The sequence below is a fragment of the Pseudoalteromonas sp. S4741 genome, from assembly GCF_005886135.1.
Taxonomy (GTDB): domain Bacteria; phylum Pseudomonadota; class Gammaproteobacteria; order Enterobacterales; family Alteromonadaceae; genus Pseudoalteromonas; species Pseudoalteromonas tetraodonis.
This window is the reverse complement of record NZ_PNCN01000075.1, coordinates 1-24,339: the sequence shown is the minus strand read 5'-3', so window position 1 is coordinate 24,339 and position 24,339 is coordinate 1. Positions and strand designations below refer to the sequence as shown.

Annotated in this window: 19 protein-coding genes, 1 tRNA gene and 2 pseudogenes; 6 read left to right on the top strand and 16 right to left on the bottom strand. The window is 42.1% G+C overall.

The window, feature by feature from the left end; all coding sequences use genetic code 11:
• Positions 1-234 precede the first annotated feature (234 nt).
• The 6 genes and pseudogenes from CWC30_RS11840 to CWC30_RS11815 form a co-directional block, all read right to left on the bottom strand.
• Positions 235-882: a LexA family protein gene (locus CWC30_RS11840; protein WP_069440049.1), complete on the bottom strand. Its 648-nt coding sequence runs from the start codon at positions 880-882 to the stop codon at positions 235-237.
• A gap of 200 nt (positions 883-1,082) precedes the next feature.
• Positions 1,083-1,518: pseudogene (locus CWC30_RS19145) on the bottom strand (alcohol dehydrogenase catalytic domain-containing protein); the annotation flags it as partial.
• A gap of 42 nt (positions 1,519-1,560) precedes the next feature.
• A complete protein-coding gene (locus CWC30_RS11830; RefSeq protein WP_138627181.1) occupies positions 1,561-2,001 on the bottom strand; it encodes a PaaI family thioesterase in 441 nt (146 codons plus the stop codon).
• A 414-nt stretch (positions 2,002-2,415) separates the two neighbouring features.
• Positions 2,416-3,423, bottom strand: a complete 1,008-nt coding sequence (locus tag CWC30_RS11825; protein ID WP_138627180.1) for a zinc-dependent alcohol dehydrogenase family protein — start codon at positions 3,421-3,423, stop codon at positions 2,416-2,418.
• 46 nt (positions 3,424-3,469) lie between these two features.
• Positions 3,470-4,477 (bottom strand): zinc-dependent alcohol dehydrogenase family protein, encoded by a 1,008-nt coding sequence (locus CWC30_RS11820; protein ID WP_138627179.1) that lies wholly within the window; start codon positions 4,475-4,477, stop codon positions 3,470-3,472.
• A 74-nt stretch (positions 4,478-4,551) separates the two neighbouring features.
• Positions 4,552-5,310 carry an SDR family oxidoreductase gene (locus CWC30_RS11815; RefSeq protein WP_138627178.1) on the bottom strand — a complete coding sequence of 253 codons (759 nt, stop codon included), beginning with the start codon at positions 5,308-5,310 and terminating at the stop codon, positions 4,552-4,554.
• Between the two features lie 159 nt (positions 5,311-5,469).
• Between CWC30_RS11815 and CWC30_RS11810 the strand changes: the two genes are divergently transcribed.
• The gene (locus CWC30_RS11810) at positions 5,470-6,363 is read left to right on the top strand and encodes a LysR family transcriptional regulator (protein ID WP_138627177.1); all 894 of its coding nucleotides are present in this window, start codon (positions 5,470-5,472) and stop codon (positions 6,361-6,363) included.
• Between the two features lie 520 nt (positions 6,364-6,883).
• On the opposite strand, the gene CWC30_RS11800 is transcribed toward CWC30_RS11810, so the two are convergent.
• Both CWC30_RS11800 and CWC30_RS11795 read right to left on the bottom strand, forming a co-directional pair.
• Complete coding sequence (locus tag CWC30_RS11800) at positions 6,884-8,098, bottom strand: type II toxin-antitoxin system HipA family toxin (protein WP_138627176.1); 1,215 nt, start codon at positions 8,096-8,098, stop codon at positions 6,884-6,886.
• Positions 8,091-8,411 (bottom strand): helix-turn-helix domain-containing protein, encoded by a 321-nt coding sequence (locus CWC30_RS11795; RefSeq protein WP_000122829.1) that lies wholly within the window; start codon positions 8,409-8,411, stop codon positions 8,091-8,093. The genes CWC30_RS11800 and CWC30_RS11795 overlap by 8 nt, the downstream gene beginning before the upstream one ends.
• A 905-nt stretch (positions 8,412-9,316) precedes the next feature.
• Between CWC30_RS11795 and CWC30_RS11785 the strand changes: the two genes are divergently transcribed.
• Positions 9,317-11,974 carry an ATP-binding protein gene (locus CWC30_RS11785; protein ID WP_138627175.1) on the top strand — a complete coding sequence of 886 codons (2,658 nt, stop codon included), beginning with the start codon at positions 9,317-9,319 and terminating at the stop codon, positions 11,972-11,974.
• A 3-nt stretch (positions 11,975-11,977) separates the two neighbouring features.
• Here CWC30_RS11785 and rimI read toward each other — a convergent pair whose 3' ends face one another.
• From rimI to guaB, 5 genes are all read right to left on the bottom strand, one after another.
• Positions 11,978-12,442 carry a ribosomal protein S18-alanine N-acetyltransferase gene (rimI, locus tag CWC30_RS11780; protein WP_171034711.1) on the bottom strand — a complete coding sequence of 155 codons (465 nt, stop codon included), beginning with the start codon at positions 12,440-12,442 and terminating at the stop codon, positions 11,978-11,980.
• The gene (locus tag CWC30_RS11775; RefSeq protein WP_138627174.1) at positions 12,429-12,713 is read right to left on the bottom strand and encodes a hypothetical protein; all 285 of its coding nucleotides are present in this window, start codon (positions 12,711-12,713) and stop codon (positions 12,429-12,431) included. Before CWC30_RS11775 ends, rimI begins: the two co-directional genes overlap by 14 nt.
• A gap of 63 nt (positions 12,714-12,776) precedes the next feature.
• Positions 12,777-12,853 (bottom strand) — tRNA-Trp (locus CWC30_RS11770).
• 145 nt (positions 12,854-12,998) lie between these two features.
• Positions 12,999-14,576 (bottom strand): glutamine-hydrolyzing GMP synthase, encoded by a 1,578-nt coding sequence (guaA, locus tag CWC30_RS11765; RefSeq protein ID WP_036981535.1) that lies wholly within the window; start codon positions 14,574-14,576, stop codon positions 12,999-13,001.
• A gap of 105 nt (positions 14,577-14,681) precedes the next feature.
• Entirely contained in the window at positions 14,682-16,151 is a 1,470-nt protein-coding gene (gene guaB / locus CWC30_RS11760; protein ID WP_008110278.1) for an IMP dehydrogenase, read from the bottom strand.
• Positions 16,152-16,285: 134 nt separating this feature from the next.
• Between guaB and xseA the strand changes: the two genes are divergently transcribed.
• Positions 16,286-17,620, top strand: coding sequence for an exodeoxyribonuclease VII large subunit (xseA, locus tag CWC30_RS11755; RefSeq protein WP_138627173.1), 1,335 nt, complete (start codon positions 16,286-16,288; stop codon positions 17,618-17,620).
• Positions 17,621-17,635: 15 nt separating this feature from the next.
• On the opposite strand, the gene CWC30_RS11750 is transcribed toward xseA, so the two are convergent.
• Together CWC30_RS11750 and cysE are read right to left on the bottom strand one after the other, a co-directional pair.
• Positions 17,636-18,280 carry a hypothetical protein gene (locus CWC30_RS11750; RefSeq protein ID WP_138627172.1) on the bottom strand — a complete coding sequence of 215 codons (645 nt, stop codon included), beginning with the start codon at positions 18,278-18,280 and terminating at the stop codon, positions 17,636-17,638.
• 17 nt (positions 18,281-18,297) lie between these two features.
• Positions 18,298-19,116: a serine O-acetyltransferase gene (cysE, locus tag CWC30_RS11745; RefSeq protein WP_010387694.1), complete on the bottom strand. Its 819-nt coding sequence runs from the start codon at positions 19,114-19,116 to the stop codon at positions 18,298-18,300.
• 326 nt (positions 19,117-19,442) lie between these two features.
• On the opposite strand from cysE, the pseudogene CWC30_RS11740 reads away from it, so the two are divergent.
• Together CWC30_RS11740 and CWC30_RS11735 are read left to right on the top strand one after the other, a co-directional pair.
• Positions 19,443-19,849: pseudogene (locus CWC30_RS11740) on the top strand (hypothetical protein).
• A 1-nt stretch (position 19,850) separates the two neighbouring features.
• Positions 19,851-20,165, top strand: coding sequence for a helix-turn-helix transcriptional regulator (locus CWC30_RS11735; RefSeq protein ID WP_138627171.1), 315 nt, complete (start codon positions 19,851-19,853; stop codon positions 20,163-20,165).
• Positions 20,166-20,229: 64 nt separating this feature from the next.
• On the opposite strand, the gene CWC30_RS11730 is transcribed toward CWC30_RS11735, so the two are convergent.
• Positions 20,230-23,112, bottom strand: a complete 2,883-nt coding sequence (locus CWC30_RS11730; protein ID WP_138627170.1) for a M16 family metallopeptidase — start codon at positions 23,110-23,112, stop codon at positions 20,230-20,232.
• A 249-nt stretch (positions 23,113-23,361) separates the two neighbouring features.
• Between CWC30_RS11730 and CWC30_RS11725 the strand changes: the two genes are divergently transcribed.
• Complete coding sequence (locus CWC30_RS11725; protein ID WP_008110265.1) at positions 23,362-24,318, top strand: methylenetetrahydrofolate reductase; 957 nt, start codon at positions 23,362-23,364, stop codon at positions 24,316-24,318.
• Positions 24,319-24,339: the final 21 nt, after the last annotated feature.

Sequence of the window (24,339 nt, the reverse complement as noted above, 5' to 3'; positions counted from 1 at the left end):
ACACGGATTTGTACACACTTTTGGAAGTACTCTCTTTCAGTTCTTCGCTTGTCAAATCCGTCGTGTTAATCGTAATTGGCCACTATTTTCGCTGACCTTGACTTTATAAACAATCAATGGTTATCTAATCGGTTACCATTTACTCTCAGCGTGCGCCAATGCTCAGTTGTAGCTGTTTGCAATCGTTGCTTCTTCAGCTCATGAACAACTGTGGCTAAACCACAAATTCCTTCGCTACCAAAAATCGATGATAGCTTGTCGTACTACACCAATGATAGTGCAGTTGCCGTTGATCGGTATTGCAGGGTATTGGGGGTTCAAAGGTTTTAGGTACTTCTGTTCACCGTCAATGACCAACTGCTTAAAGGTTGCTTCTTTCGAATCATCCAAACGCGCAACAACCAATGAACCTGAAGTGCAAGGTAACTCAGGATCAACAACGATCACTGCCCCCTCAGGTATGGATTTTTTCCCGCTTGGACTTTCCATACTGTCGCCTTTTACGCGAAGTGCGAAACAACCCTCATGTGCTTTTCCAGTGACTTCACGCCACTCTTCAGCATCTTCATGGGCAAATCCCTCCGCTATTTCAGTCCAATCACCGGCCTGAACCCAGTTAATGAGAGGAATTCTTCCCTTAATGTCAGGCCCAACTTCTACATTACCGACCCCCAAGCCAATCTCGCCATCACCTGTGGCGAGCCAATGAGCATTCACGCGAAGCGCCTCCGCGATCTGCATGGTGTAACGAGACCTAGCCGATTTACCAGAGCAAATCTGGCTGATCGACTGCTGTTTGATACCAATGCGACGAGCCAACTCAGACTGAGTCACCCCAGTAAGCTGCAAGGCATGGTTTAGTCGTTCGGATAAAGTTTTCATAAGCCCGTATTCTACAAATAAAACTGTAGCCTTTCAACAATTTTAACTGTTGCCCAATCTACAGTTTAAACTGTAACACTCGATCTTGTAACAGTTATTATTGTAACAGGTGACGGTATGGAAGTGTTCAACATGTTCTTAGATTATGAAACCGCTCGATATAAAAAAATATATCGGCACAATGACCGACAGCACTCATGCTCCCCAAAAGCGCCATAAACTGTCAGGTACTGCATCCAAGCTGCTGCGCCTTCAGCAAAGGTTAGCCCTGCTGGTTTGAGTGCTACATATTCACTTGGTACGACAATCTCTTCTGCGTAGCAGCCATTCTGAGAAAGCCCCATCTGAGGGACAATACAAACCTCTTCCCCAAGGCGTAAATGATTTACCTCTTCCCCGACTTCAATGACTATCCCGGATGCTTCATAGCCGATTCGCAAAGGGAAGTCGGCCTTTTCTATAGTGGCCTCGCCTAAACATGGCATCAGCACGATTGAGCCCAACAACTTTGACCGCAATACGTACATCAGTGGCCTGCAAACTTGGACTCGCCAGCGAGTCAATAGTTAATACCTCGGGGCCACCTAGTTCATGGAAACGAACAGTTCGAATTAGTTTTCTTGGGCTCTTATGCATTCTCAACAATAATCTTTTAAGCGGAGTCAAGCTTTCAGAGAGTTAATTGTTTTTAATATTCTCACTTCGTTCCGATGTATAGGGCGGTATAGAGTATGTACCCACAACATGTGCTACTAAATCACTCACCCCCTCAGAGTACAGAGAAACCTCCCCAACCACGAGAGTACAGCCGACTTTTATCAGAGAACATTCCGCAATGATTCGCTCATTTGCCGATGGCTTACGTAAGAAGTTGATGTTAAGGCTAGTTGTTACTGCCAATGGCACGATGCCAATTTTACCAAGTATCGCCACATAAAGTGCCACATCAGCCACACTCATTAAAACAGGCCCCGAAACCGTTCCGCCAGGACGTAATTCATCCTGACCTACATGATGAGATACAGTCGCTCCACCGTTGCCCACTGCTTCCACAACGCATTTGCTTTGTGGAAACTCCGATTTCATGAAAGCGATAACTTCTTCTTTTGTAGCTGTCATTGAGACTCCTTAAATATTTATTCACGTTTATAGGCACCTGGTGAAGCGTTGCTCCAAGACTTCTATACCCCTTTGTGAGCCTAGCTTCTCTTCCACCAATGCAAAGCCCTGACTTTCGTACAGAAGCTAGAATTTTATCGTCCCGTTTGATAGTCCAAATCTCATTGCTTGGGTTATCAAGCCTTTCAATAAATTCCGCCATGCTACTCGCCACTGAACATGCAAATTCCCGACCAAAATCAGCCACTGTCGCGTAATAATGGGCATGCATCTGCGTAACACGTGCAATCAAAATGAATGTCCCTGATCTGATCGTAAGATTCTGATTTAGTTCATTCGATTTCCGCAACAAAGCCCACGCTAATTATTATCAGGTACTGACTGAGTTGAGAGACTAGCGGAAGCTACGAACTGTTAATCAAGTTCGACCACTATTTTACCAATCTGCTGATTTGACTCCAGATAATGATGCGCTGCTACTATCTCTTCAAATTTAAAGCTGCGATCGATGACAGGCTTGAGTGTTCCCTTGGATAAACCCGACTGGATAAATTGCTTTGCTCTGCGAAAACGCTCTATGTCTTTTATAACTTCAGTAAACACATATCCCCTAACTGTCAGGCTTTTACGAAGTGCTATTTTTAAGGGAAAAGGAGTTGTTTCGGGACTTAATGCTCCGTGTACTATTATTGTTCCTTCAGGGCTCATTGCTTCAGCAATTTCAGCTATCTGCGGCCCACCGACAGCATCAAATGCGATTTTTAAATTGTTTTCTCCCAAGATGCTTATCAAGCTATCCAGCAGCGGTTCTTCTTGGGTTGCAATCACATGGGCCGCGCCAGCATTGAGCACAGCAGCCTTTTTAGCTCCTGTTTGAGTTGTAGCGATAGGGATACCCCCTAAAGCATTCACAATTTGAATCGCAGCCAATCCAACACTGCTCGATGCGGCGGTTATCAGTACTGCATCGCCTTTTTGCACGTTAGCAATTTCGACCAAAGCGCCATAAACTGTCAGGTACTGCATCCAAGCTGCTGCACCTTCAGCAAAGGTTAGCCCTGCTGGTTTGAGTGCTACATATTCACTTGGTACGACAATCTCTTCTGCGTAGCAGCCATTCTGAGAAAGCCCCATCTGAGGGACAATACAAACCTCGTCCCCAAGGCGTAAATGATTTACCTCTTCCCCGACTTCAATGACTATCCCGGATGCTTCATAGCCGATTCGTGAAGGGAAGTCAGCCTTTTCTATATAGCTGCCTCGCCTAAACATGGCATCAGCACGATTGAGCCCAACAACTTTGACCGCAATACGTACATCAGTGGCCTGCAAACTTGGACTCGCCAGCGAGTCAATAGTTAATACCTCGGGGCCACCTAGTTCATGGAAACGAACAGTTCGAATTAGTTTTCTTGGGCTCATATGCATCCTCAACTATGACTTTTTAAGTAATTACAACAATGATTTTTTAAGCAATTACATCAATAACTACTTTACCCATGGACCCCAACTCTACAGCATTATGTGCATCCATTGCCGTGTCAAGGGAGAAGCGTAACGGATCGAGTATTGGCTTAATTTGTCCAGCTTCAACTAGAGCCGTAATTTTCCGCAGAATGTCACCATGATGTTTGCGCCCCTCTCCGCTGAGCTGTGGGTGTAACACAAAAATCGCTGACAATGTTGCAGAGCGTAATGACGACGGTGCCAAGTTATGTGAGCTGAATGCAGCACAACTTAAAATATGTCCATAATGTGCAATGATATCTAATGAGGCATCGAGTACAGAGCCACCGACAGTGTCGTAAATGATATCGAATCCTTTGCCTTGGGTGTATGCGTCCACGTAGTCAGCAGGGCTTACAGTGTGATAATCAATCGGCGTGGCACCAAGCGCCTTGACCAGTTCTTGTTTTCCAGTCGATGCAGTGGCATAAACGTCGGCACCTAAGGCCTTAGCAATTTGCACAGCTACATGCCCAACTCCGCCAGCTCCACCTTGGATAAGGACTTTCTGGCCCGCTTTAACATTCGCCTTGTCAACCAAACCTTCCCAAGCGGTAAGTGTAACCAGAGGTAAAGCCGCAGCTTCACGCATGGACAAATTTTTCGGTTTGAGAGCAAGTAACTCAGCATCTACGTTGGCATATTCAGCCAATGATCCTTGCAATCCTCGCACTCCGCCAGTCAGACCATAAACTGCATCGCCTACTGCAAAGTCGGTGACGCCGTCGCCGATAGCAACAATTTCTCCAGCTAAATCGGTGCCAAGTACTGCGGGTAATTCCGGCATGGCATAAGGAGCGATACCTTGGCGGATCTTGTAATCAATAGGATTGACGCCACTTGCAAATATTTTTACTTGCACCTGACCTGCTGATGGAGAGGGTAAGTTAATCAGGGCATCCCGGAATACTGTACCCTCTTCATAGCTATCTAATACCAAAGCACGCATTTGTCTGTTTAACGCTGTCATCAATAACCTCACAAACTGAATATTCAGCGGGTGGTTAAATCACCCGCTGGTTAATAGGTCTTTTATTAAACGAATTAAAACTCTTGAACAGTTGGGCGCAGAACAATCTCGTTTATATCCACATCCGCAGGCTGCTCAATTGCGTATGCGATAGCACGAGCAACAGAGTCAGATGGAATTTCATTTTGCTGATAAAAATCTTTTACAAAGGCTGCACCCTGAGTATCTGAGCTTCCATGTTTTAAATCAGATTCGATTGCACCTGGTGAAATGATTGTTGAACGAATTTTACCCCCAACTTCATGGCGTAAGCCTTCGGCAATAGCGCGAACAGCGAATTTGGTTCCGCTATAAACCGTGCCGCCGGGACTGAATACTTTGACACCCGCTACGGATGAAATATTGATAAAGTGGCCTGTTCCCTGAGCCTGAAAAATAGGAAGCGCTGCGGCTACTCCATACAGCAGACCTTTAACGTTGATGTCAATCATGCGATCCCATTCGTCAACTCGAATCTCAGCTAACGGTGCAATCGCCATTAACCCTGCATTATTGATAACCACATCAACTTTACCGAAGCGCTCTTGTGCAAGATTTACAAGGGCCTTCACTTCGTCCTGGCTAGTCACATCTGTCGCTTGAACCGCAACTTTTCCGCCTGCTGAGCGAATGTCAGCAGCAATAGCTTCAAGCTTCTCGATACGTCGGGCACCTAACACTACTGACGCACCAAGACTAGCCAGATATCTTGCTGTTGTTTCGCCTAAACCGCTGCTACCACCGGTGATAACAACGACTTTACTGCTGATGTTGTTTGCTAAAACACTGCTCATAGTTAATATCCTCAAATCAGTTGAATGAATGACTCTGTCTAAATATCAAACAAATTATTACTTACCTTCAGAAATTAATAAATGGAAAAGTTTTAATTTCACAATTCCTAAAAATGGAATAGTATTAATGTATTCATATCAAAACTGAATGTGACTGTGATGCTTAACAGATTAGAAATGCTCCGGATATTTTGTACTGCTGCTGAGTCCAGCAGCTTTAAAGAAACGGCTAACCGTCTGGGAATTTCTCCTCAGGCAGTGACACGAGCAGTGAAGGAGTTAGAGCGATTGCAAGGGGAGCTTTTATTTCATCGAAATACTCGACACATACAAGTGACCCTAGTTGGAGAAAAATTTGCTGTGATAGCAAAAGAACGCCTGCGCGCTGTAGATGAATTGTTTCAAACAAGCGCCCCTAACTCGGGTAATGAATTACAAGGGCGGGTTCGTATAGCAGCGCCTGTTGGTTTTGGTCATAAATGCTTAATGCCAGTATTACTGGAACTCTCAACAATACATCCTCAACTGGATATAGACCTGACACTCAGTGACGAGCGCGTGGATGTAGTTGACGAAAAAATAGATATTGGGATTCGTATCGGCTTCATGAGAGATAGCCGATTTATTGCCCGCCAGCTCACCAAAATTAATATGTATGTCGTGGCTTCGCGTGAGTTAATAAATAAAGTGGGAAAGCCTGCGTCTATTGAAGATCTAAACCACTTGCCGGCTACAGGGTTAGTCGATCGCAATACGGGAAAGCTTTGGCCATGGATTTTTTCCATGGACAGACAGTGGACCCCATCCATAACACGTTTTCGAAGTGCCGACACCGAAGCTGAATTAATGGCTATACAAAATGGACTGGGGTTTGCTCAAATTCCTGACTTTTTGGTCCAAGACTTATTACGCCAAGAGAAACTGGTGAGAGTGTTAGAAGAGGCCGAGCCTGTGCCTTGGGATTTATATATTTATCGCCCTCAACGTGGTCCAGTACCACCACGTATTCGATTGGTTTTTAATCACTTGGTGTCAAGATTGAGTGGCCGCTAATGGCACATAAGTAATATTCATAAAGTGCGAATACTACATTAGCTCACTTTACTGCAAAAACCGTAACCAATGTCTTCATTTAGTCACCAGGAATCATAACAAAGTGCATTTTGCTACCAACATGCTGCCATGTTCTGAATCGTCGGAACAGGATTCACATCAAATGCGCCTGCCAAGCCCTGAACTTACTTGTTTTTCGCGAACGGACAAGAAGAGCTTGCCACAAACGGCTTTGATACCACTATTGAGCCATCACTTCGTAAGATGTTAGAAAAGGGGTTACCTGGTGCGCTACTGCTGTCATCTGCATTCTCCTGAAAATCAATGTAAAGCTATCATCGCCTGATTCATCACTTGTTGATGGTCAGAAAGATGCATGATTTGTTCAGAAGATCAGCCTTATCAAGACACCGGTATCATTGTGCGGTTTACCAAATTTCCAGTTTACGGCGAAAAGCGCCGTAAAATCGCATAAAGTTAAACCATCTTTATCGATATGTATGCTTTAGCTACTAGTAATTCAACGTAGCGGTATGCTTCGTAAGTGCGTTTCGATGGCTTCAATCACTGTCTTAGTGAGGGGTAAATGCGCTTTTTCTTTCGCCCATATCTCATGGAAGCCTGCTACGGTTTGCTTTGCGGTATCTAACACCAACTTTTCTGGTAACATGGCTTTAGCCGCGAAGTGTGATAATTCATCCAACGTGAAATCGCTGAATTTCTTGCTACGGCTCACCTTAAGCGATGCACTATCATCGGGGATATAAGGAATGGTTGAAACAAAGTCATAAGCAGGTGCAATAGACGCGGTGCGCTTATCTTTGTAGATCACAGACCAATTCTTCAAATGCATATCAGCATTACCAATTAGAGTATTGAACACCAATCGGCGAGTAAATTCAGCAATGTCTTCGTCTTGCCCTTCAATACCGATAACATGAGCAATATTGCGCATACTGGCTTTTTTGTATTTATCTTGAGGATAAACACCAAACACTTGCGCAAAGTCTTCAATGTGAACAGCTTGACCATCTGCACGGTCAAAACGCTTAATCACAAACGCACTGTCACCAAATTTGCCAATGCCATTGGGGATATTAGCAATCCGATTAATGGGGAGTAGCTGCGTTTCTGGCACGTCCATTCCCAACATTCGAGCCAGTTCCATCATCGAATATTCATTTTCTGGCACAGCTTCAAACCGAGACGACGGTAATTTTACAATCCAAGAGCCACCTTGACCGGTTGCTGGGATCGTCAAACCGCCATTTGCCTGCTGCACAGCTGAAAACTTCAACTGCACTCCCGCCAATGAAAAACGCATTGGCTCATCTGTTTTCGTTTCATCTTCTATGTCTTGATGCACACTAGGTGGTAAAGCTTCACCATCCGCAGGCACAACCGTGATTGCGCCTGCCAAATCCTGTCCCAGTACCCACAATAGAAAAAACTCCCGCGCTGGATTTACACCGGCACGCTCTGCCAGGTAATTTCGCATGGTTTCTTCTGGCAAAAGGTTAGAGAAAAACGGGGTTAACTTGGTTTGGGTCGGTTTGAAGCTAGTCAGCAAGCCACCTAGCGAATCTTTAAAGCCAAGCCCTAACACAGGCCGTGATTCGTCATTAATGTACGAATCCATAAAGGAAAAAATCGTTCTGTCATTGCCCACGTTGGTGATCGTTGCAATGGGTTCACCGTAAAGCAAAACGTTGAGCGTAGAGACATGGTTAGTCATCGTCGTCTTCCTCTAACTGATAGGCGGGCGACATTGGCTCACCCTCGTCGCTGATGCCGTTAATACCTTGTCCACTTCGAATGATCGACTTGATGGCAGGTACAGATTTTTTAGGCGCAACCAATAGCTCTAGGTCTAGTACACGGGCAAGTGCAATCAAACTGGATATTCTTAAATCAACACTGCCAGACTCGATTTTCGAAATATGGCTTTGAGGCACCCCCGAACGAGCACTTAACTCTCTCTGGCTAAACCCCTTTCGTACCCGAGCTTCTCGAAGACTTTCTAGTATCTGCTCTGTTACATAGCTCATTTCGATACGCCTTAATGCATTACTTAAGAATAATTATATACAAAAGCATATCACAGTAACTCAAATAACACAAATTCGATTAGCCATTACATATCAAAAGCCATAAACTGATACATAATTATATATAAGTAGAAGGAGATTTTTGTCATCGACAAAAGAGCGATACTCTCGCTGATAATCGCGAACTGACGCATCAAACTCCCTAAGTACTTTTGTCGCTCAGCTCATATACAGCAAGGTCTAAGAAGAACTCGCGTCAACCCCAGTAACGACAAGGCCTACAGCCAGGTTTGTGTCATGGAATTTTCGCCAAAGACCTCTAAAACGGAATTTGTACTCAAGTTTGTACACACTTTCCGAGGTTACGCTTGAACATCATTGAAAAGCAAAGAAACGAGAAAAAGACAAAAAGCCTTTAAATTCAGTACGTAGAGATGTGATTGTGGTGTGCAATGAAAGGTGGTTTTATGCGTTGAAAGGCTGGGCGGCATCAGGATGCGAGATGATCGCAAAGGTACGGCGTTTATTAATTTCGCTAAGGAGATTTTGGTCTGCCATTAAAAAGGCTCTTTTTGTTGATATACGGATGTATTTGTATTTTAGTATGCTAAGCTTTCAAGGCTAAAAACAAGCTAACCTAGAAAGCGCAACATACCCCAACAAGAACCCAAATTAGCTCTTGTGACGCTATCCGTAAAGTTAATCGTAATTGAAGACTACCTTCGCTGATCTTGGCGCTATAAACAATCAATGGTTAGTTATTAACGGATCTTTTTTAAGTTTGGTGTTTTCAGCGATTATTAACAATAACGCTATAAATTGCCCACTAACTTAACACCAAGCTTGAGTAATAGTGCTGTAAATCATACTATTGGTCGATTAAATGGAGGATTTGATGTTGGGTAATGAAAACCAGTAAGCTAAGTATTCGATTATTATGGTATATAACTCCACTGGTTATACTGCCGTTGTTATTTTTAGGTGGGTTTACGCTCACTAATGTAACTAACTCTACGCAAAAACAAGCTGACTTGATCATGAGTCGCTTTGTAGAGCAACAACAGCAAAAAGTATTCAACTATATAGACTCTTTTCATGCAACGGCTAAGTTACTCTCTGCCTCACCGGTACTAAGTGACTTTTTAGCTAAAGGTTTATTTGAAGACGCCAGCTATACCTATCGCCTTGGCGCGTTAATGGATGTATTTGCCAGTTACAGTGAAGCCTACCCTGATATTATTAGTATTAATTTAGTCTCAAAAACCGGTGAAAGTGATGCCTATTACTCCAGTAATTTAACTGTCGCGCCAAAGTCTTATCCGTTTTTTGATCAAGTTAAACAAAGTAATTTAAGCCAGCAGCAGTTTATGGTGCAAAAAGAAGATGGCACCACCAACTTATATTTTGTGCAACGCATATACAGCGTTGACTACTATTTAAAACGCCCACGACAACTTGGTTTTATTGTCCTTAAGGTCGAACCTTCGATTTTAAACACCAGTATTTTAGAAGCCCCTTATAACAATACCTTAAATTTACTACTCGCCAATGATGGTAAAATTTTATTTAGCTCTGATTATAAAATGCGTGGCCACTATGTTAGTGAGTATGAACTTAATAAAATTAATGACCTAGCTGATATTGGCAGCTTATCAACCATTGAGTTTTCGAGCGTTGATAAAGTAGAACGATTGATTTTTGCAGCCCAAATGAGTGGCGGCTACTATTATGTGTCGACCATTCCTAAAGCGGTACTGTATCAATCAGGTAAAGCAATTAGTGTCATCACCGGGCTAATTGTAATTATTTCTGTGATCACCCTACCGATCTTAATTTTTATTGTGGTACGCAATTTACTGCTTAACCCAATTGAATTACTAGGTGAAGCAAGTCATCGCGTTGGTGATGGCGACCTCTCAGTCACACTGCCTGCTTATACTACCGATGAGGTAGGCATACTGTTTAACGACTTTAATCACATGATTAACCAAATTAAGCATTATCAGCAGCAACTAGAAGAATATAAGCATCATTTAGAAGATAAAGTAGAGAGTCGTACTAAGGCACTTGAATCAATGAATAGTAAGCTTGAAACCGCCATCGCCCAAGCAGAACAAGCAAACCAGCTTAAAAGCCGCTTTTTAGCCAATATGAGTCATGAAATTCGCACTCCGCTTACAGCTATTATGGGATTTACAGAGCAACTACTGCATAGCGAAAAAGCAACTAATGACAAACATCATTTAGGCACTATTCTACGTAATTCAAAACATTTGTTAGAGCTTATTAATAACATTCTCGATCTTTCAAAAATTGAAGCCGAAAAACTGGCGGTTGAGCAAACGCCGTTAAATGTTGTACAACTTATTCATGATGTTGAATCAATCATTAAACCTTTAGCGCAAGAGAAACAGCTGTCATTTACGATTAATTATTCGCTACCTTTGCCGCATACGATAAATAGTGACGTTACTCGTTTAAAACAAATACTGATTAATATTGCCAGTAACGCAGTTAAATTTACTGAGCAAGGCCAAGTAACAATTACGGCAAAGTTTCAAGCACCAAAAATTCTTACATTTATAGTTGAAGACACCGGTATAGGCATGTCGGCAAACCAAATAAGTCGATTATTTACGCCATTTGAACAAGCTGATGCCACAACCACACGCCGATTTGGTGGTACAGGATTAGGGCTATGTATTTCAAAAAATTTGGCTCAACTGCTCGGTGGCGATGTCAGCGTAACCAGTGAAGTGGGTGTGGGTAGTTGCTTTACTATCGATATAGATTGCCATTTAGGTAATGGGCTTAGTAGTAACCTTTTTTTGACTGAACACTCTCAGCTATCACCCGAAAAAGACCCGCAACTTTCTTTTGCAACCAATAACTTTGATGCGCATATTTTAGTGGCAGAAGATAACCCCGATAATCAGTTGCTGATAAAATTACTCCTTCAAACATGGGGGTTAGAGCCTGATATAGCCAATAATGGCGCACAAGCAGTAGAAATGGCACTAGTGAACGACTATCAGCTTATAATCATGGATATGCAAATGCCGGTTATGGGCGGCTTAGAAGCAACTAAAATGCTCAGAGATGCCGCCTACGATGGCCCAATTATCGCCCTGACCGCAAATGTCATGAACCATGATATAGATACTTACCTTAAAGCAGGCTGTAACAAAGCGCTGGGTAAACCCATTGATAAAGACGCACTAGAAAATGTATTAGTCAGCTATTTACACCTTGAACGCGATAATCAAAATAAGTGGGATAGCTTATTAAAAAGTGAGAAATTTCAGCAAATAAATGCTAATTATTTGGCAAGTTTACCTGATTACTTAAAGCAGATAAAAACCCTTTATAACAACCAAGATTGCGAAACACTACGCGCACTTGCCCACAGTATTAAGGGCAGTGCTGGTTGCTTTAACTTTGATGATATTTACCATAGCGCATCAGCGCTTGAGCAAAGTTTAAAAGGCAATGATATGACTCAAAGAGAAAAACGCGTTGTAGAACTCATTACAGCAATAGAACAAGCCATCGCTAATAAGTAATCATTAAAAATTTAAACCCAGTGCCATGCCCATTAAAATCGCATCTTCAAAGCCATTTTTATTGGGCGCATCGCTGGGGTAATAATTTTTACGCACAGACATTTCAGTAAAGCCTGCGCGTTCATACAAAGCAATCGCCCGCGTATTAGACTCTCTCACTTCTAAAAATAAGTTTTCGGCACTATGTTGCTCGCCATACGCTATAAACTGCGTTAATAACTGCTTAGCAAATCCTTGTCCCTGAAAGCTCGGGGCGACACAAATGTCCATTAAGGTAAAATCGGGCCCTGCTTTTTCACCAATGTAAAAGCCTATCATTTGCTCATCATCGAACGCAGCTAAATTAAAATAGCGGCCCTGCAAACACGACTGCATTGTTTTTAACGTCCAAGGGTGTGTATGACAGGCATTTTCAATGGCCATCAGCTCATTGATATTATCATCGGTAACCGACTTAAAGTGTATCAAGGTGTTCACTCATTAAAGCCCATAACGCACGTTTTTGCGCACAGGTTAGGTTTGAATCAGGCAGGCCTAATTGTTGCTCACTAAACTCAATGATTGGCGATTTAACAATTGAGTTTATTGTTACAGGCGCAAAGGCACGCTCAATATCATTTTTTAATGTATCACAGAGTATTAACGATGAAGTCGCTGACAACTCAGCTTGAGCTGGGCGAAAGTGTTGATTAAGTTCAAGCTTTTCTATACCAAAAACAGATGCGTAACGTGAATGCATAACAACTCGATGGATTAGTAAGAGAATAATATAGGAAGTAATCAAAACAATGTAAAGAAGAGATGGCAGGGGCGGAGAGATTCGAACTCCCAACCGTCGGTTTTGGAGACCGCTGTTCTACCAATTGGAACTACGCCCCTGCAATGACGATGAATTATAAAGACCTTTTGACAAAGGTAAAGTAAAAAATCAACTTTTTGGTTTGTTTGCTTTTTAAATAAACAAAACGGCGAATTAGCATGCTAATTCGCCGTTAGTTATTACGAAATTACAGTAACAGGAGGATTATTCCCATTCGATAGTGGCAGGTGGTTTACCTGAAATATCGTAAACAACACGAGAGATACCGTCGATTTCGTTAATGATACGGTTTGAAACCACACCTAAGAATTCATACGGTAAATGTGACCAACGCGCAGTCATAAAGTCGATGGTTTCTACACAACGAAGTGAAACAACCCAATCATACTTACGTGCATCGCCCATAACCCCTACCGACTTAACCGGTAAGAATACAGTAAACGCTTGGCTTACTTTATGATAAAGCTCTGCTTTGTGAAGCTCTTCAATGAAGATAGCATCTGCGCGGCGAAGTAAATCACAGTACTCTTTTTTGATTTCGCCAAGTACACGCACACCTAAACCTGGCCCTGGGAATGGGTGACGGTAAAGCATGTCGTACGGTAAACCTAGCTCTAAACCAATTTTACGTACTTCATCTTTAAATAACTCACGTAATGGCTCTACTAAGCCCATTTGCATATCATCTGGTAAGCCGCCCACATTATGGTGCGATTTAATTACGTGTGCTTTACCAGTCGCTGAAGCTGCTGATTCGATTACGTCAGGGTAAATTGTACCTTGACCTAACCATTTTGCGTTTTTAAGCTTTTTGGCTTGCTCATCAAATACATTAATAAACGTGTGGCCAATGGCTTTACGCTTATCTTCTGGGTCTGATTTACCTGCTAAGTCATTTAAAAATTGGTCTTCGGCATCTACTTTAACAATGTTTAAACCAAACTTATTGCCAAACATGTCCATTACTTGCTGGCCTTCGTTTAAACGAAGTAGCCCGTTATCAACAAATACACAGGTTAGTCGCTCACCAATAGCACGGTGAATAAGCATAGCCACAACCGATGAATCTACACCGCCTGATAAGCCTAAAATAACTTCGTCGTCACCTACAGTTTCTTTGATACGTTCAATGGCGTCATCAATTATTTTTGCCGGCGTCCATAATTTTTCACAACCACAAATATCAATAACAAAACGCTCTAGTAAACGTTGACCTTGATGCGTGTGCGTTACTTCTGGGTGAAATTGTACACCGTAAAAGCGCTTTTCTTCGTTAGACATTGCCGCATGCGGGCAGGTAGATGTTTTAGCTGTGGTTTTAAACGTATCTGGAATTTCCATTACTTTATCACCGTGGCTCATCCACACATCTAGTACGCCATTGCCGCCATCAGTAATATGATCTTCAATGGCATCAAATAATGCACAGTTACCCACTTTTTCAACTTGTGCGTAACCAAATTCTTTTTTATCTGAACTATGTACACTGCCGCCAAGCTGCGTTGCCATAGTTTGCATGCCGTAACAAATACCAAGTACTGGAACGCCTGCATTGAATACATACTCAGGAGCACGCGGGCTATTTTCAAGCGTGGTTGATTCTGGGCCACCAGAAAGGATAATACCTTGTGGGTTAAACTCGCGAATTTGCTCTTCGGTTACATCCCAAGCCCAAAGCTCACAATAAACACCAATTTCGCGCACGCGACGGGCGATTAACTGCGTGTATTGTGAACCAAAATCTAAAATGAGGATTCGTGAATCGTGAATGTCTTTGCTCATGAAGTATCTCGTAAAGTCAGGTGCTAAACGCCACCAGCTAAAGCTGCGTGACTATATTAGGGCTAACAAAGGTTAGCCCACTTTTTTCAAGTTGTTAAAGGCTGATTAGCCTAAACGGTAGTTCGGTGCTTCTTTAGTGATTTGCACATCATGAACATGCGACTCACCCATACCAGCAGAAGTTACACGTACAAACTGTGGTTTAGTGTTTAGCTCTTCGATTGTGGCACAACCGGTTAAGCCCATTGCACTGCGAAGACCACCCACTTGTTGGTGAATAATGGTTGCAATTGGCCCTTTGTAAGCTACACGACCTTCAATACCTTCTGGTACTAACTTGTCAGCTTGGTTTGATTTTTGGAAGTAGCGATCTGATGACCCTTCTTTTTGATCCATCGCACCTAGGCTACCCATACCACGGTAAGACTTGTAGTAACGACCTTGATAAAGCTCCACTTCACCTGGCGCTTCTTCAGTACCCGCTAGCATAGAGCCAACCATTACACACGATGCACCGGCAACCAATGCTTTTACAATATCACCAGAAAAACGAATACCACCATCGGCAATTACTGGAATATCGCGACCTTTAAGGCCTTCAACCGCATCAGAAATGGCTGTTATTTGTGGTACACCACAACCAGTAACAATACGTGTAGTACAAATAGAACCTGGGCCGATACCTACTTTAACAGCATCAACACCGGCATCTGCAAGAGCAATAGCACCTTCGGCAGTTGCCACGTTACCCGCAACAATTTGTAAATCAGGGTAAGCTTGACGAGTCGCTGCAACACGGTCAATAACACCTTGAGAGTGACCATGAGAAGTATCGATTAGTAGTACATCAACACCGGCTTCAACTAATGCAGCAATACGCTCATCAGTACCTGCGCCAACACCTACCGCAGCACCTACACGTAAACGACCTTGCTCGTCTTTACATGCATCTGGTTTGTCTTGTGCTTTTTGGTAATCTTTTACGGTGATCATGCCTTTAAGTTTAAACGCATCATCAACCACAAGAATCTTCTCAATGCGGTGTTCGTGCATTAAGCTTAAGATATCTTCGCGAGCCGTTCCCTCTTTAACCGTTACTAGGTTTTCTTTTTTCGTCATCACTGTTGAAACCGGCTGTTCAAGCTTAGTTTCAAAGCGCATATCACGACTAGTTACGATACCTACAAGGTTATTTTCGCTATCGGTGACCGGAAAACCTGAGAATCCCTTTTCCTGAGACAGCTCAACGGCATCTGCAATAGTCAGATCGGCGGTTACTGTAACAGGGTATGAAACAATACCTGCTTCATAGGTTTTAACTTTACGAACATTTTTCGCTTGTTCTGCAATGGTCATGTTTTTATGAATAAAACCAAGACCACCTTCCTGCGCGAGTGCAATAGCTAAACGAGCTTCTGTAACAGTATCCATAGATGCTGAAATGAGCGGCAAGTTAAGTTTGATACCACGCGTTAAGCGAGTTGAAATATTTGCCGTGTGTGGCAAAACAGTAGAATGACCAGGTACTAAAAGTACGTCATCAAAGGTAAGAGCTTCTTTAGCGATTCTAAGCATTTTGGCAACTTCTCACATGTGGATCTAAGATAAGGAATTGCGGCCAAATTTTAACAGCGTTGTAGGCACTAGTAAATAATATTTTGTATTTATTTATGATAAGCTAGATTTATAAATGTTTTTTGGTAGTTTTTATGTTTTCTAAGCCCTCGCAAACGGTTTATACCGTATCTCGCCTTAATCGTGAAATACGTGCCCTACTTGAACAAGGTTTTGCGTCTTTAGTACTCACTGGTGAAATTTCTAACTTTATTGCGCCTGCTTCTGGGCATTGGTATTTTTCGTTAAAAGACGATAAAGCGCAAATTAAAGCCGCCATGTGGCGAGGCAATAATCGCAACCAAAGTTACCGACCAATTAACGGCGCACAAGTAACCGTTAAAGCACGTGTATCTTTGTACGAACCCCGTGGTGACTACCAGCTTATTGTTGAACATATGGAGCCTGCCGGCGAAGGGCAACTTAAGCAAGAGTTTGACGCGCTAAAAATGCGTTTGGCTGCAGAGGGCTTATTTAGCTCCGCTTATAAAAAGCCCCTGCCCCAAAACATAAATCGCATAGGGGTGATCACCTCACCTACAGGCGCCGCAATTAAAGATATTTTAACCGTACTAAAACGTCGTGCTCCGCAATTAGAAATCGTTATTTACCCTGCGATGGTGCAAGGCAAAGAAGCGCATGGCCATTTAATAAAGCAAATAGAGCTGGCAAATTTACGTAATGAAGTCGACGTTATCATTCTCGGACGCGGTGGTGGTTCATTAGAAGATTTATGGTGCTTTAACCATGAACAACTTGCTCGTGCTATTTATCAAAGCTCGCTGCCTATTGTGAGCGCTGTTGGCCATGAAATAGATACCACAATTAGCGATTATGTCGCTGATGTTCGCGCCGCAACCCCTTCTGCAGCCGCAGAGCTCGTAAGCCCCAATACACAAGAGCTACATAATAGGGTTAATCAGTTAATTAATCGTTTAGCGAATGCATTTAAACACGACATTGCCGATAAACGCGCACTAGCCATACAATTGCAGCATCGCCTTAATTTATGCCACCCGCGCAATCAGCTAAACCAAAAATCACAACGCTTAGATGAATTGAGTATTGCACTACAACAAGCAATGCGTCAGCGTTTATATCAGCAAGAACGCGTGTTAGCTAATTTAACACCCAGACTAATGCGCCAATCACCAGATAAAAAGCTCGCACAAGCAAGCCATCTGTTAGCCCAGCTACATGCAAGGTTACACCAAGCTATGCAGCAGCAACTACAACACGCAAATAATAATCTTGCCTTACAAGCAAGTCGGCTTGATTCGGTCAGCCCACTTAATGTATTGGCGCGCGGTTACAGCATAACGAAAACGGCGCAAAATAAAGTGGTTAAATCAGTGGAAGATGTAAAAGTGGGTGATGTGTTGATCACTGAGTTAGTAGATGGCCAGGTTATTTCAAAGGTAGAAGCTTAGCCATATTGCTAAGCGCTAGCCTTGCGTACTAACAGTAAACTCAATACGGGCATCGTTAGATTGAGATGCACTGAGTTTAAATTGCTGCCACCAAGGTTCAAGATGAAGCTTATCGTTTAGCTCGCGCCATAATTTAGCTCCATAATTAACGGCATGTTGGTTAATGGTAAGCTCAAACTTACAAATTGTTTGCTTACACTTTAGCGCTGTAAGCTCAGCGCTATCTGCAAACTCATTAATAATTAAAAAGTCAGTTAACGCGACTTCAAGCTCGTAACTCCATTCGAGATTATCAGCCTCTTGTTCAAACTGTATTGCGAGCTCATCATCAAGCTCTACACTTTCTGATTGATTTAACTTTAACTGTTGTTGAGACTGCTTAAGCTGGATTGATTTTTTTTCAAGCCGCTGATTAAGCTCAACCACATGTTGTGCTAGCTGAGTTTGTTGATCAGTCACTTGGGCTTTATTGACCTGCACTAGGCCTTGCAAAGTAGTTGGCTGATTATTGACTTGAGTGTTAGCCGAAGAGATTACAGCTTGTTTGGGCGCTGAGGAAACACGAGTGGAATCTTTAAAAAACAAAAAGTAACCACTTGCTAACGCCACGCCTGAAGAAAAACAGAGCAGCATAGCCACAAAGTTACTTTTATATATCATTTCTAGGTACTCAAAAATTAAAGCATTGCACTGGTGTGCGATTCGTTTTCTGGCTCGGGATATTCTAAAAAGTTTTGGTTCATACTTTCTGCCGGGCACTCACAATCAGGGCGACCAATAATTTTTGCAGGTACGCCAACAGCAGTTGTGTGAGGTGGTACAGGGCTTAATACCACTGAACCTGCGCCAATACGTGCGCCCTCGCCCACTTCAATGTTACCCAGTACTTTAGCGCCCGCGCCAATAAGTACGCCCGCTCTGATTTTAGGGTGGCGATCGCCTTGCTCGTTACCCGTACCACCTAATGTAACCGATTGTAATATAGATACATTATCTTCAATTACGGCGGTTTCACCTATAACAATACCGGTGGCATGGTCAAACATAATGCCTTGGCCTACTTTACAAGCAGGGTGAATATCAACCCCAAACACCTCTGAAGTACGGCTTTGAATAAAGCGCGCAAGCTCTTTACGGTTTTGTTGCCATAAGCAGTTAGCTAATCGGTGTGCTTGTATCGCATGAAACCCTTTTAAATTTAAAATCACGGTAAGGTAGGTTTCGGCGGCAGGGTCACGGTCTTTTACCGCTTTAATATCATGAGCAACATGTGTCAGCATGCGGTCACACTTTACAAAAGCTTGGTCAAACAGCTCACGGATTGTAAAAGCAGAAACCACAGCATCAGCTAGCTTGTTAGCAACAATAAAACTCAATGCCGACCCTAAGCACTCATGATTTAAAATACACGAATACACATGGCTCGCTAAAAGGGGTTCACGAGTTACTACTTCATTTGCTTCACTACGAAGCTGTTGCCAAATTTCATGACGCATAATACTGCCTTAAGTTATTACAAAGAGCCTACCGCCAATTCTAACGGATTTAGGCGCCTAGGTGTTAATCTCTTCGTTATTTGTTCTGGTTATTATATATAACTAGTTAAATTTCATTTTTAGACTACTTTTTCAAAGCCATACTATATGACAGCTAGGCAGGTTTAAGCATTCATACAAAAATAAAATAAGTTAATAAAAATCAGTAAATAACAACATATGACAGCACGTGTGTCATGTGCCAAAATAGCCACTGGCGTACTGCTGACGGCGTAAAAAATAATAATAAACGCTAAATTAGCATCATCAACTCAACAAGGATAACGATGATGAAAAACGACATATTAAATACAAAAAAATTAGGCTATAAATTTTACTTTCAAGATGGCGATAACCAAATAGCCTGTTTTGGAAGCTACTTTACAGGTAAAGAAGAAGTCTATATTAACGATGACTTAGTTAGCAGCAGGCGCAGTGTTAATATAAAAAGCTCACACACATTTGATTTTGAAAATTCGCAGTACCAAGTGAAATTTGACATGCTCAATATACTCACAGGACGACTTGAGTGCACTCTATACAAAGATCAAGAAGTGCTTGCCAAGCAAGTTCAAAGTAGTCTTCCTAGCGCTCCTAAAAAAGCGGCTTTTTTATTCTAGGCTGCGCGTTAGGTGGTGCAGTATTTGGCTATACCACTGCAACAGTCGTAGAGCTAATTGTAGGAAAACTTTAACATGCAATTAAACCCTACAACGGTAAAGTCGCTTAGGCACACATTCGATTGGATACAACAACAGCTTGCCGATGCCTGCGATGTAAGCTTACGAACCATTCAACGAGTAGAAAAAGAAGGTGCAGCCTCAAAAGAAACCACCATGGCCTTATGTGCGGTATTTGAAGTACGCCAAGGTGAGCTTATTAAGCTTGATGAAAACAACCAAAATGATGCCAATAACAGTCCATCTAAAAGTTTTATTGCAGGTTTGATTATTAGCTCTGTTATTAGTTTTGCCCTTGGTGCAGCCTCAGTACTTTTAGTAAGTAACTAATAAAATATAAAAATGCCCCAATGCTTACTGCACAGGGGCATTTTTTAATACTTAAAAACTTAAATTATTGAAATACTTTATCCACCTTTACTACTTCAATATTTTTTGCAGGAATTGCCAGTTTATAATCAGCAATTACCTTATCTTCAGCCACTAACCCGACAGGCTTATCGGTGTTGTAAACCATAGGTGAGGTTTGCATAGTTGCTAAACGTTTTTGCATATCTTCACCATCACCGGTAACAAACACATAGTGAATATTCTCAGTTTGTAGGTTATCTTTAATCACTCGATTTACATCGTCAACAGTCAATGTTTTCAGTTTGCTTGTGACGTAGTTTACAAAACTATCGGTGTTATAAAACTCGCTATCTAGCGAATAACCTAACTGGCGATTTTGACTAGCAACCATTTGTGGCACAAAGTTAATTAAAAAGTTACGTGTGGCTTCAAAATCAGCCTCAGTCATGCCATTTTTAATTAGCTTATCTAGTTCAAATAATGCGGTACGGGTTGCAAAATGCGCATCGTTGTTTGAGCGCAGTGGACGCAGCCACACCTGGAATATTTGCTCAGAGCGCCCTAAGTTTGCATCCGGTTTAGTTTGAAACATACCTCGAGGGAAGTATTCAATGTAGGCGTAATCACCGTAATTCATACCACGCGTTTGACGAATACGTTCGTACAAGTAACTGTTAGAACTGCGATGCTCACCAAAGTACGAGCGCACTAACCACAATGAAGTCCAGTCGTCGCTGCTACGAATGGTATCAATAGGAAAGCCAAACGATACAGCCGTTGATTGCGCTGACTTTTCAACAATCGTTGCATGATGACCTTTAAGCTCTGGCGCATCAGGGATTGTTAAGCGGCTTTGTTCGCCTTTAGGGAGTGTCGCTAAGTCAGTTAACATTTGTGCTTTAAGTTTTTCAGGCACGGCACCAATTAAACCCACAGTAAGTTTAGCTTGTGTAAGTTCAGCATTATAAAACGCTTTAACATCATCAAGAGTGAGCGCTTCTAAATCTGATAAGTCACCGTAGTTATAGCTTTCATAAGGGTGACCTTTATAAAGTACGCTGTAGAGCACTTCTTTACCCAACTCTTCATCATTAGAGGCTTTTAAACCCGACTTAATGCCATCGATCATTTCTTTTTTCAGACGTTTAAAGTCATCTTCTCTAAAGCCTGGGCTTAACAGCTGCTCACTCACTAAGGCATACCACTGAGCAGCATTATCTTTATGAATACGCCCTTGGAACGACAGCATTTCTTTATCTATTTGATAACCAAAGCTACCCGCCAGCGGATACATTGCCTTTTTAATATCTTTGTAACTCATTGAGGTTGAGCCACCTTGCGCCAGCATTGCGGCAGTTAAAGCCGCTACGCCTTTTTTACCCTGCGGATCGGCAGCGGCACCGGTATTAAATAATAAGTTAATATCGATTAACGGCGAGCTATTGGTTTTATCCAGCACCTTAAAAATAGGCTTACTCGGTACTTGCTGATACTTAGCGACCAAGGCATCTAAATCGCTTTCTTGTTCAAAACCAGGGGCTTTATCAAGTGCTGACATAGTAATTGTGGTGCGTTCATTATCAACAAAATACTTATTTGCAACGGCTCTAATATCTTCGCTAGTGATATTGTCTGCTGATTTATACAGTTGGTTTATCACCTCAGGATCGCGCTCAAAATGCATATAGCTGGCAAGTGTAGAGGCAATTGCTTGCGATGAATCTAAACCATTTATAAAGCTGTATTTAAGATTAGACTTTAAATCGCTGAGTTTTTGGCTATCAACCAACTCGGTACGCGCTTTGGCATAGGTACGGTTTATAGCATCACGCACTGTGGCTAAATCATCGGCATTTTCAACTTTTACAAATACATGCAGTAACCCTGGATCTTTTGTCTCTGGATTATAGGTAAACATTTGACTCGCGATTTGCTTTTCTACTACCAGCTCTTGGTAAATATCTGAATTGCTAGAAAAATAAAGCTGCGACAGTAAATCTAATGCGGCTCTGTCTTTTTTCTGAGGCTCCCATGCAGCCCCTTTATACGACACAAGTAACCAATGGCCAGGTAATCCCTCGTTTTGCTCATGCACATATTTTGGCGCTTGCTGAGTTGGCTCTTTTGGAATATCAGCAACATAGTCGCCTTTTTGCCAGTTACCCCAGTGTTTTTTAACCATCGCCATGGTCTCTTTTGGATCAACATCACCAACAATCACAAGCGATACATATTCAGGCTTATAAAACTTATCAAAAAATTCTTTACCGTAGGCCATTTGATCTGGCATGGCTTCAATATCTTCAAAAAAGCCCATAGTAGTGTGTTTATAGGTATGTTTATCGAACGCTTCTTGGCGTACCGCACTTAATAATTTACGAATTGGACTGGCATTATTTTTTAAGTACTCGCCTTTAACGGTAAGCGCTTCGGTTCTAAATTGTTCTTCGGTGTAGCTTAAGTTTTGAAAAATATCAGCTTCAATCTCAAGTACTTTATCAAGATGCTGTTTTGAAAAATTTAAGTGGTAGTTAGTGTAATCGTTAGTTGTGTAGGCGCGGTTATCAACTCCTGAATTTTTTAGAATATCTGAATACACATCTTGCGGAAACTTTTCAGACCCTTTAAACATCATGTGTTCAAAAAAGTGAGCAAAACCAGTTTTACCTGCTTCCACTTCATTACGCGAGCCAACAGATACAGGTATTTGTAGCGATACTACATCTGGGTAATCGGTTTTAACTACCATAACGCGCAAGCCGTTATCTAGCTCTTCTATTAGGTAATCTTGTGAAAAAACACGCTCATCTGCTTTATTAACTTGTTCTTGTTGAGCTGCTGTTTGCGTGTTTTGACTTTGCTGCATAGCACAACCTGTTAAGGCCAGCGATACCGCTAGGCTAGTTGCCAATAATTTAAACTTCATTGTTATCCCTTTTTAAATTGAGCAATTTTTAAAACATTTACCAAACTAAGTATGCCGTAAAGTAATTAAACATAAGAGCCCTAAGCCTATTAATTATGTAAACAACTGTGTCAGTTATTGCTGGTAACTTGGTTTAACTATGAAAATAATTCACGTTAGTTGAGAAACTTTCAATAAATAAATCTATCTAGACGTCTAAATGGCTGCTATATTAAATCCATCATCACAAATTAAGCTGGAATGAGGATTATGGCTTTATCACTTCAAGAAAAAATACAGGACACCAACCAAGGTGTTTACCTAATTGGCACAACACCGCCAAAAATTGGGACTGATAAAGCGCAATTAAAAGTCATTGCCGAAAAGTTATTAGGCCGTTTACACGAAATTGAATATGACGGCGTAATTATTTATGACATTCAAGATGAAAGCAGCCGTACAGAGCAAGCGCGTCCATTTGCATTTAAGCAAACAGTTGATCCGCGCGAGTACAGTCAACTCTTACGAGGCTTATCTGATCTTGATGTAATTACTTATAAAAGTGTAGCTCAGCGCGGTGTGAGTGAGTTTAAAGCGTGGTTAGATGAAACTAAAAATGACTACGATTTAAAAAACGTGGTGTTGGTGGGCAGCCCATCATCAGCAGGTGATATAAAGCTGAGCTTACCGAATGCCTACAAAACTCTGGCAGAGCAGTCTGAAGACTTCTTTTTAGGTGGTGTAACCATTGCTGAGCGCCATGCCAATAAGCGCAACGAGCACCAACGCTTAATAGAAAAAACAGCACAAGGGTGTCAGTTTTTTATCTCTCAAGCCGTGTACAACGCACAAGCAACCATAGATCTAATAACCAGTTATGCGCGCACATGCAAAGCACAAGGCCTGACACCTAATCGGATTATATTGACCTTTACGCCTTGTGGTGGTGAAAAAACCTTAGAGTTTATGCAATGGCTAGGTATCTCAGTGCCAGAGGCAACTAAATGGCGCATGCTTGATTCGGAAAATACATTAAGCGAATCGGTGCGTATTTGTCGCGAAAACCTCGACTCAATTTTAAAAAGCTGTGCCCACTTAGGTGTACCACTGGGTTTAAATATTGAAAGCTTAACCAACCGTAAAGAAGAAATAGACGCATCAATTAACTTATACCGTTTATTAAAAGCAACAATGGAACTCAACCTTGCGGAGAAACTAATAGCTTAATTGCGGGGTTCGGGGTTCGGG

Coding starts and splice junctions, on each gene's coding strand:
- cysE (WP_010387694.1), bottom strand. CDS start 19,116: ATGCGTCATGAAATTTGGCAACAGCTTCGTAGTGAAGCAAATGAAGTA.
- xseA (WP_138627173.1), top strand. CDS start 16,286: ATGTTTTCTAAGCCCTCGCAAACGGTTTATACCGTATCTCGCCTTAAT.
- CWC30_RS11810 (WP_138627177.1), top strand. CDS start 5,470: ATGCTTAACAGATTAGAAATGCTCCGGATATTTTGTACTGCTGCTGAG.
- CWC30_RS11800 (WP_138627176.1), bottom strand. CDS start 8,098: ATGACTAACCATGTCTCTACGCTCAACGTTTTGCTTTACGGTGAACCC.
- CWC30_RS11830 (WP_138627181.1), bottom strand. CDS start 2,001: ATGACAGCTACAAAAGAAGAAGTTATCGCTTTCATGAAATCGGAGTTT.
- CWC30_RS11840 (WP_069440049.1), bottom strand. CDS start 882: ATGAAAACTTTATCCGAACGACTAAACCATGCCTTGCAGCTTACTGGG.
- CWC30_RS11750 (WP_138627172.1), bottom strand. CDS start 18,280: ATGATATATAAAAGTAACTTTGTGGCTATGCTGCTCTGTTTTTCTTCA.
- CWC30_RS11785 (WP_138627175.1), top strand. CDS start 9,317: ATGAAAACCAGTAAGCTAAGTATTCGATTATTATGGTATATAACTCCA.
- CWC30_RS11820 (WP_138627179.1), bottom strand. CDS start 4,477: ATGACAGCGTTAAACAGACAAATGCGTGCTTTGGTATTAGATAGCTAT.
- CWC30_RS11775 (WP_138627174.1), bottom strand. CDS start 12,713: ATGCATTCACGTTACGCATCTGTTTTTGGTATAGAAAAGCTTGAACTT.
- CWC30_RS11735 (WP_138627171.1), top strand. CDS start 19,851: ATGCAATTAAACCCTACAACGGTAAAGTCGCTTAGGCACACATTCGAT.
- CWC30_RS11825 (WP_138627180.1), bottom strand. CDS start 3,423: ATGAGCCCAAGAAAACTAATTCGAACTGTTCGTTTCCATGAACTAGGT.
- guaA (WP_036981535.1), bottom strand. CDS start 14,576: ATGAGCAAAGACATTCACGATTCACGAATCCTCATTTTAGATTTTGGT.
- CWC30_RS11725 (WP_008110265.1), top strand. CDS start 23,362: ATGGCTTTATCACTTCAAGAAAAAATACAGGACACCAACCAAGGTGTT.
- guaB (WP_008110278.1), bottom strand. CDS start 16,151: ATGCTTAGAATCGCTAAAGAAGCTCTTACCTTTGATGACGTACTTTTA.
- CWC30_RS11795 (WP_000122829.1), bottom strand. CDS start 8,411: ATGAGCTATGTAACAGAGCAGATACTAGAAAGTCTTCGAGAAGCTCGG.
- CWC30_RS11815 (WP_138627178.1), bottom strand. CDS start 5,310: ATGAGCAGTGTTTTAGCAAACAACATCAGCAGTAAAGTCGTTGTTATC.
- CWC30_RS11730 (WP_138627170.1), bottom strand. CDS start 23,112: ATGAAGTTTAAATTATTGGCAACTAGCCTAGCGGTATCGCTGGCCTTA.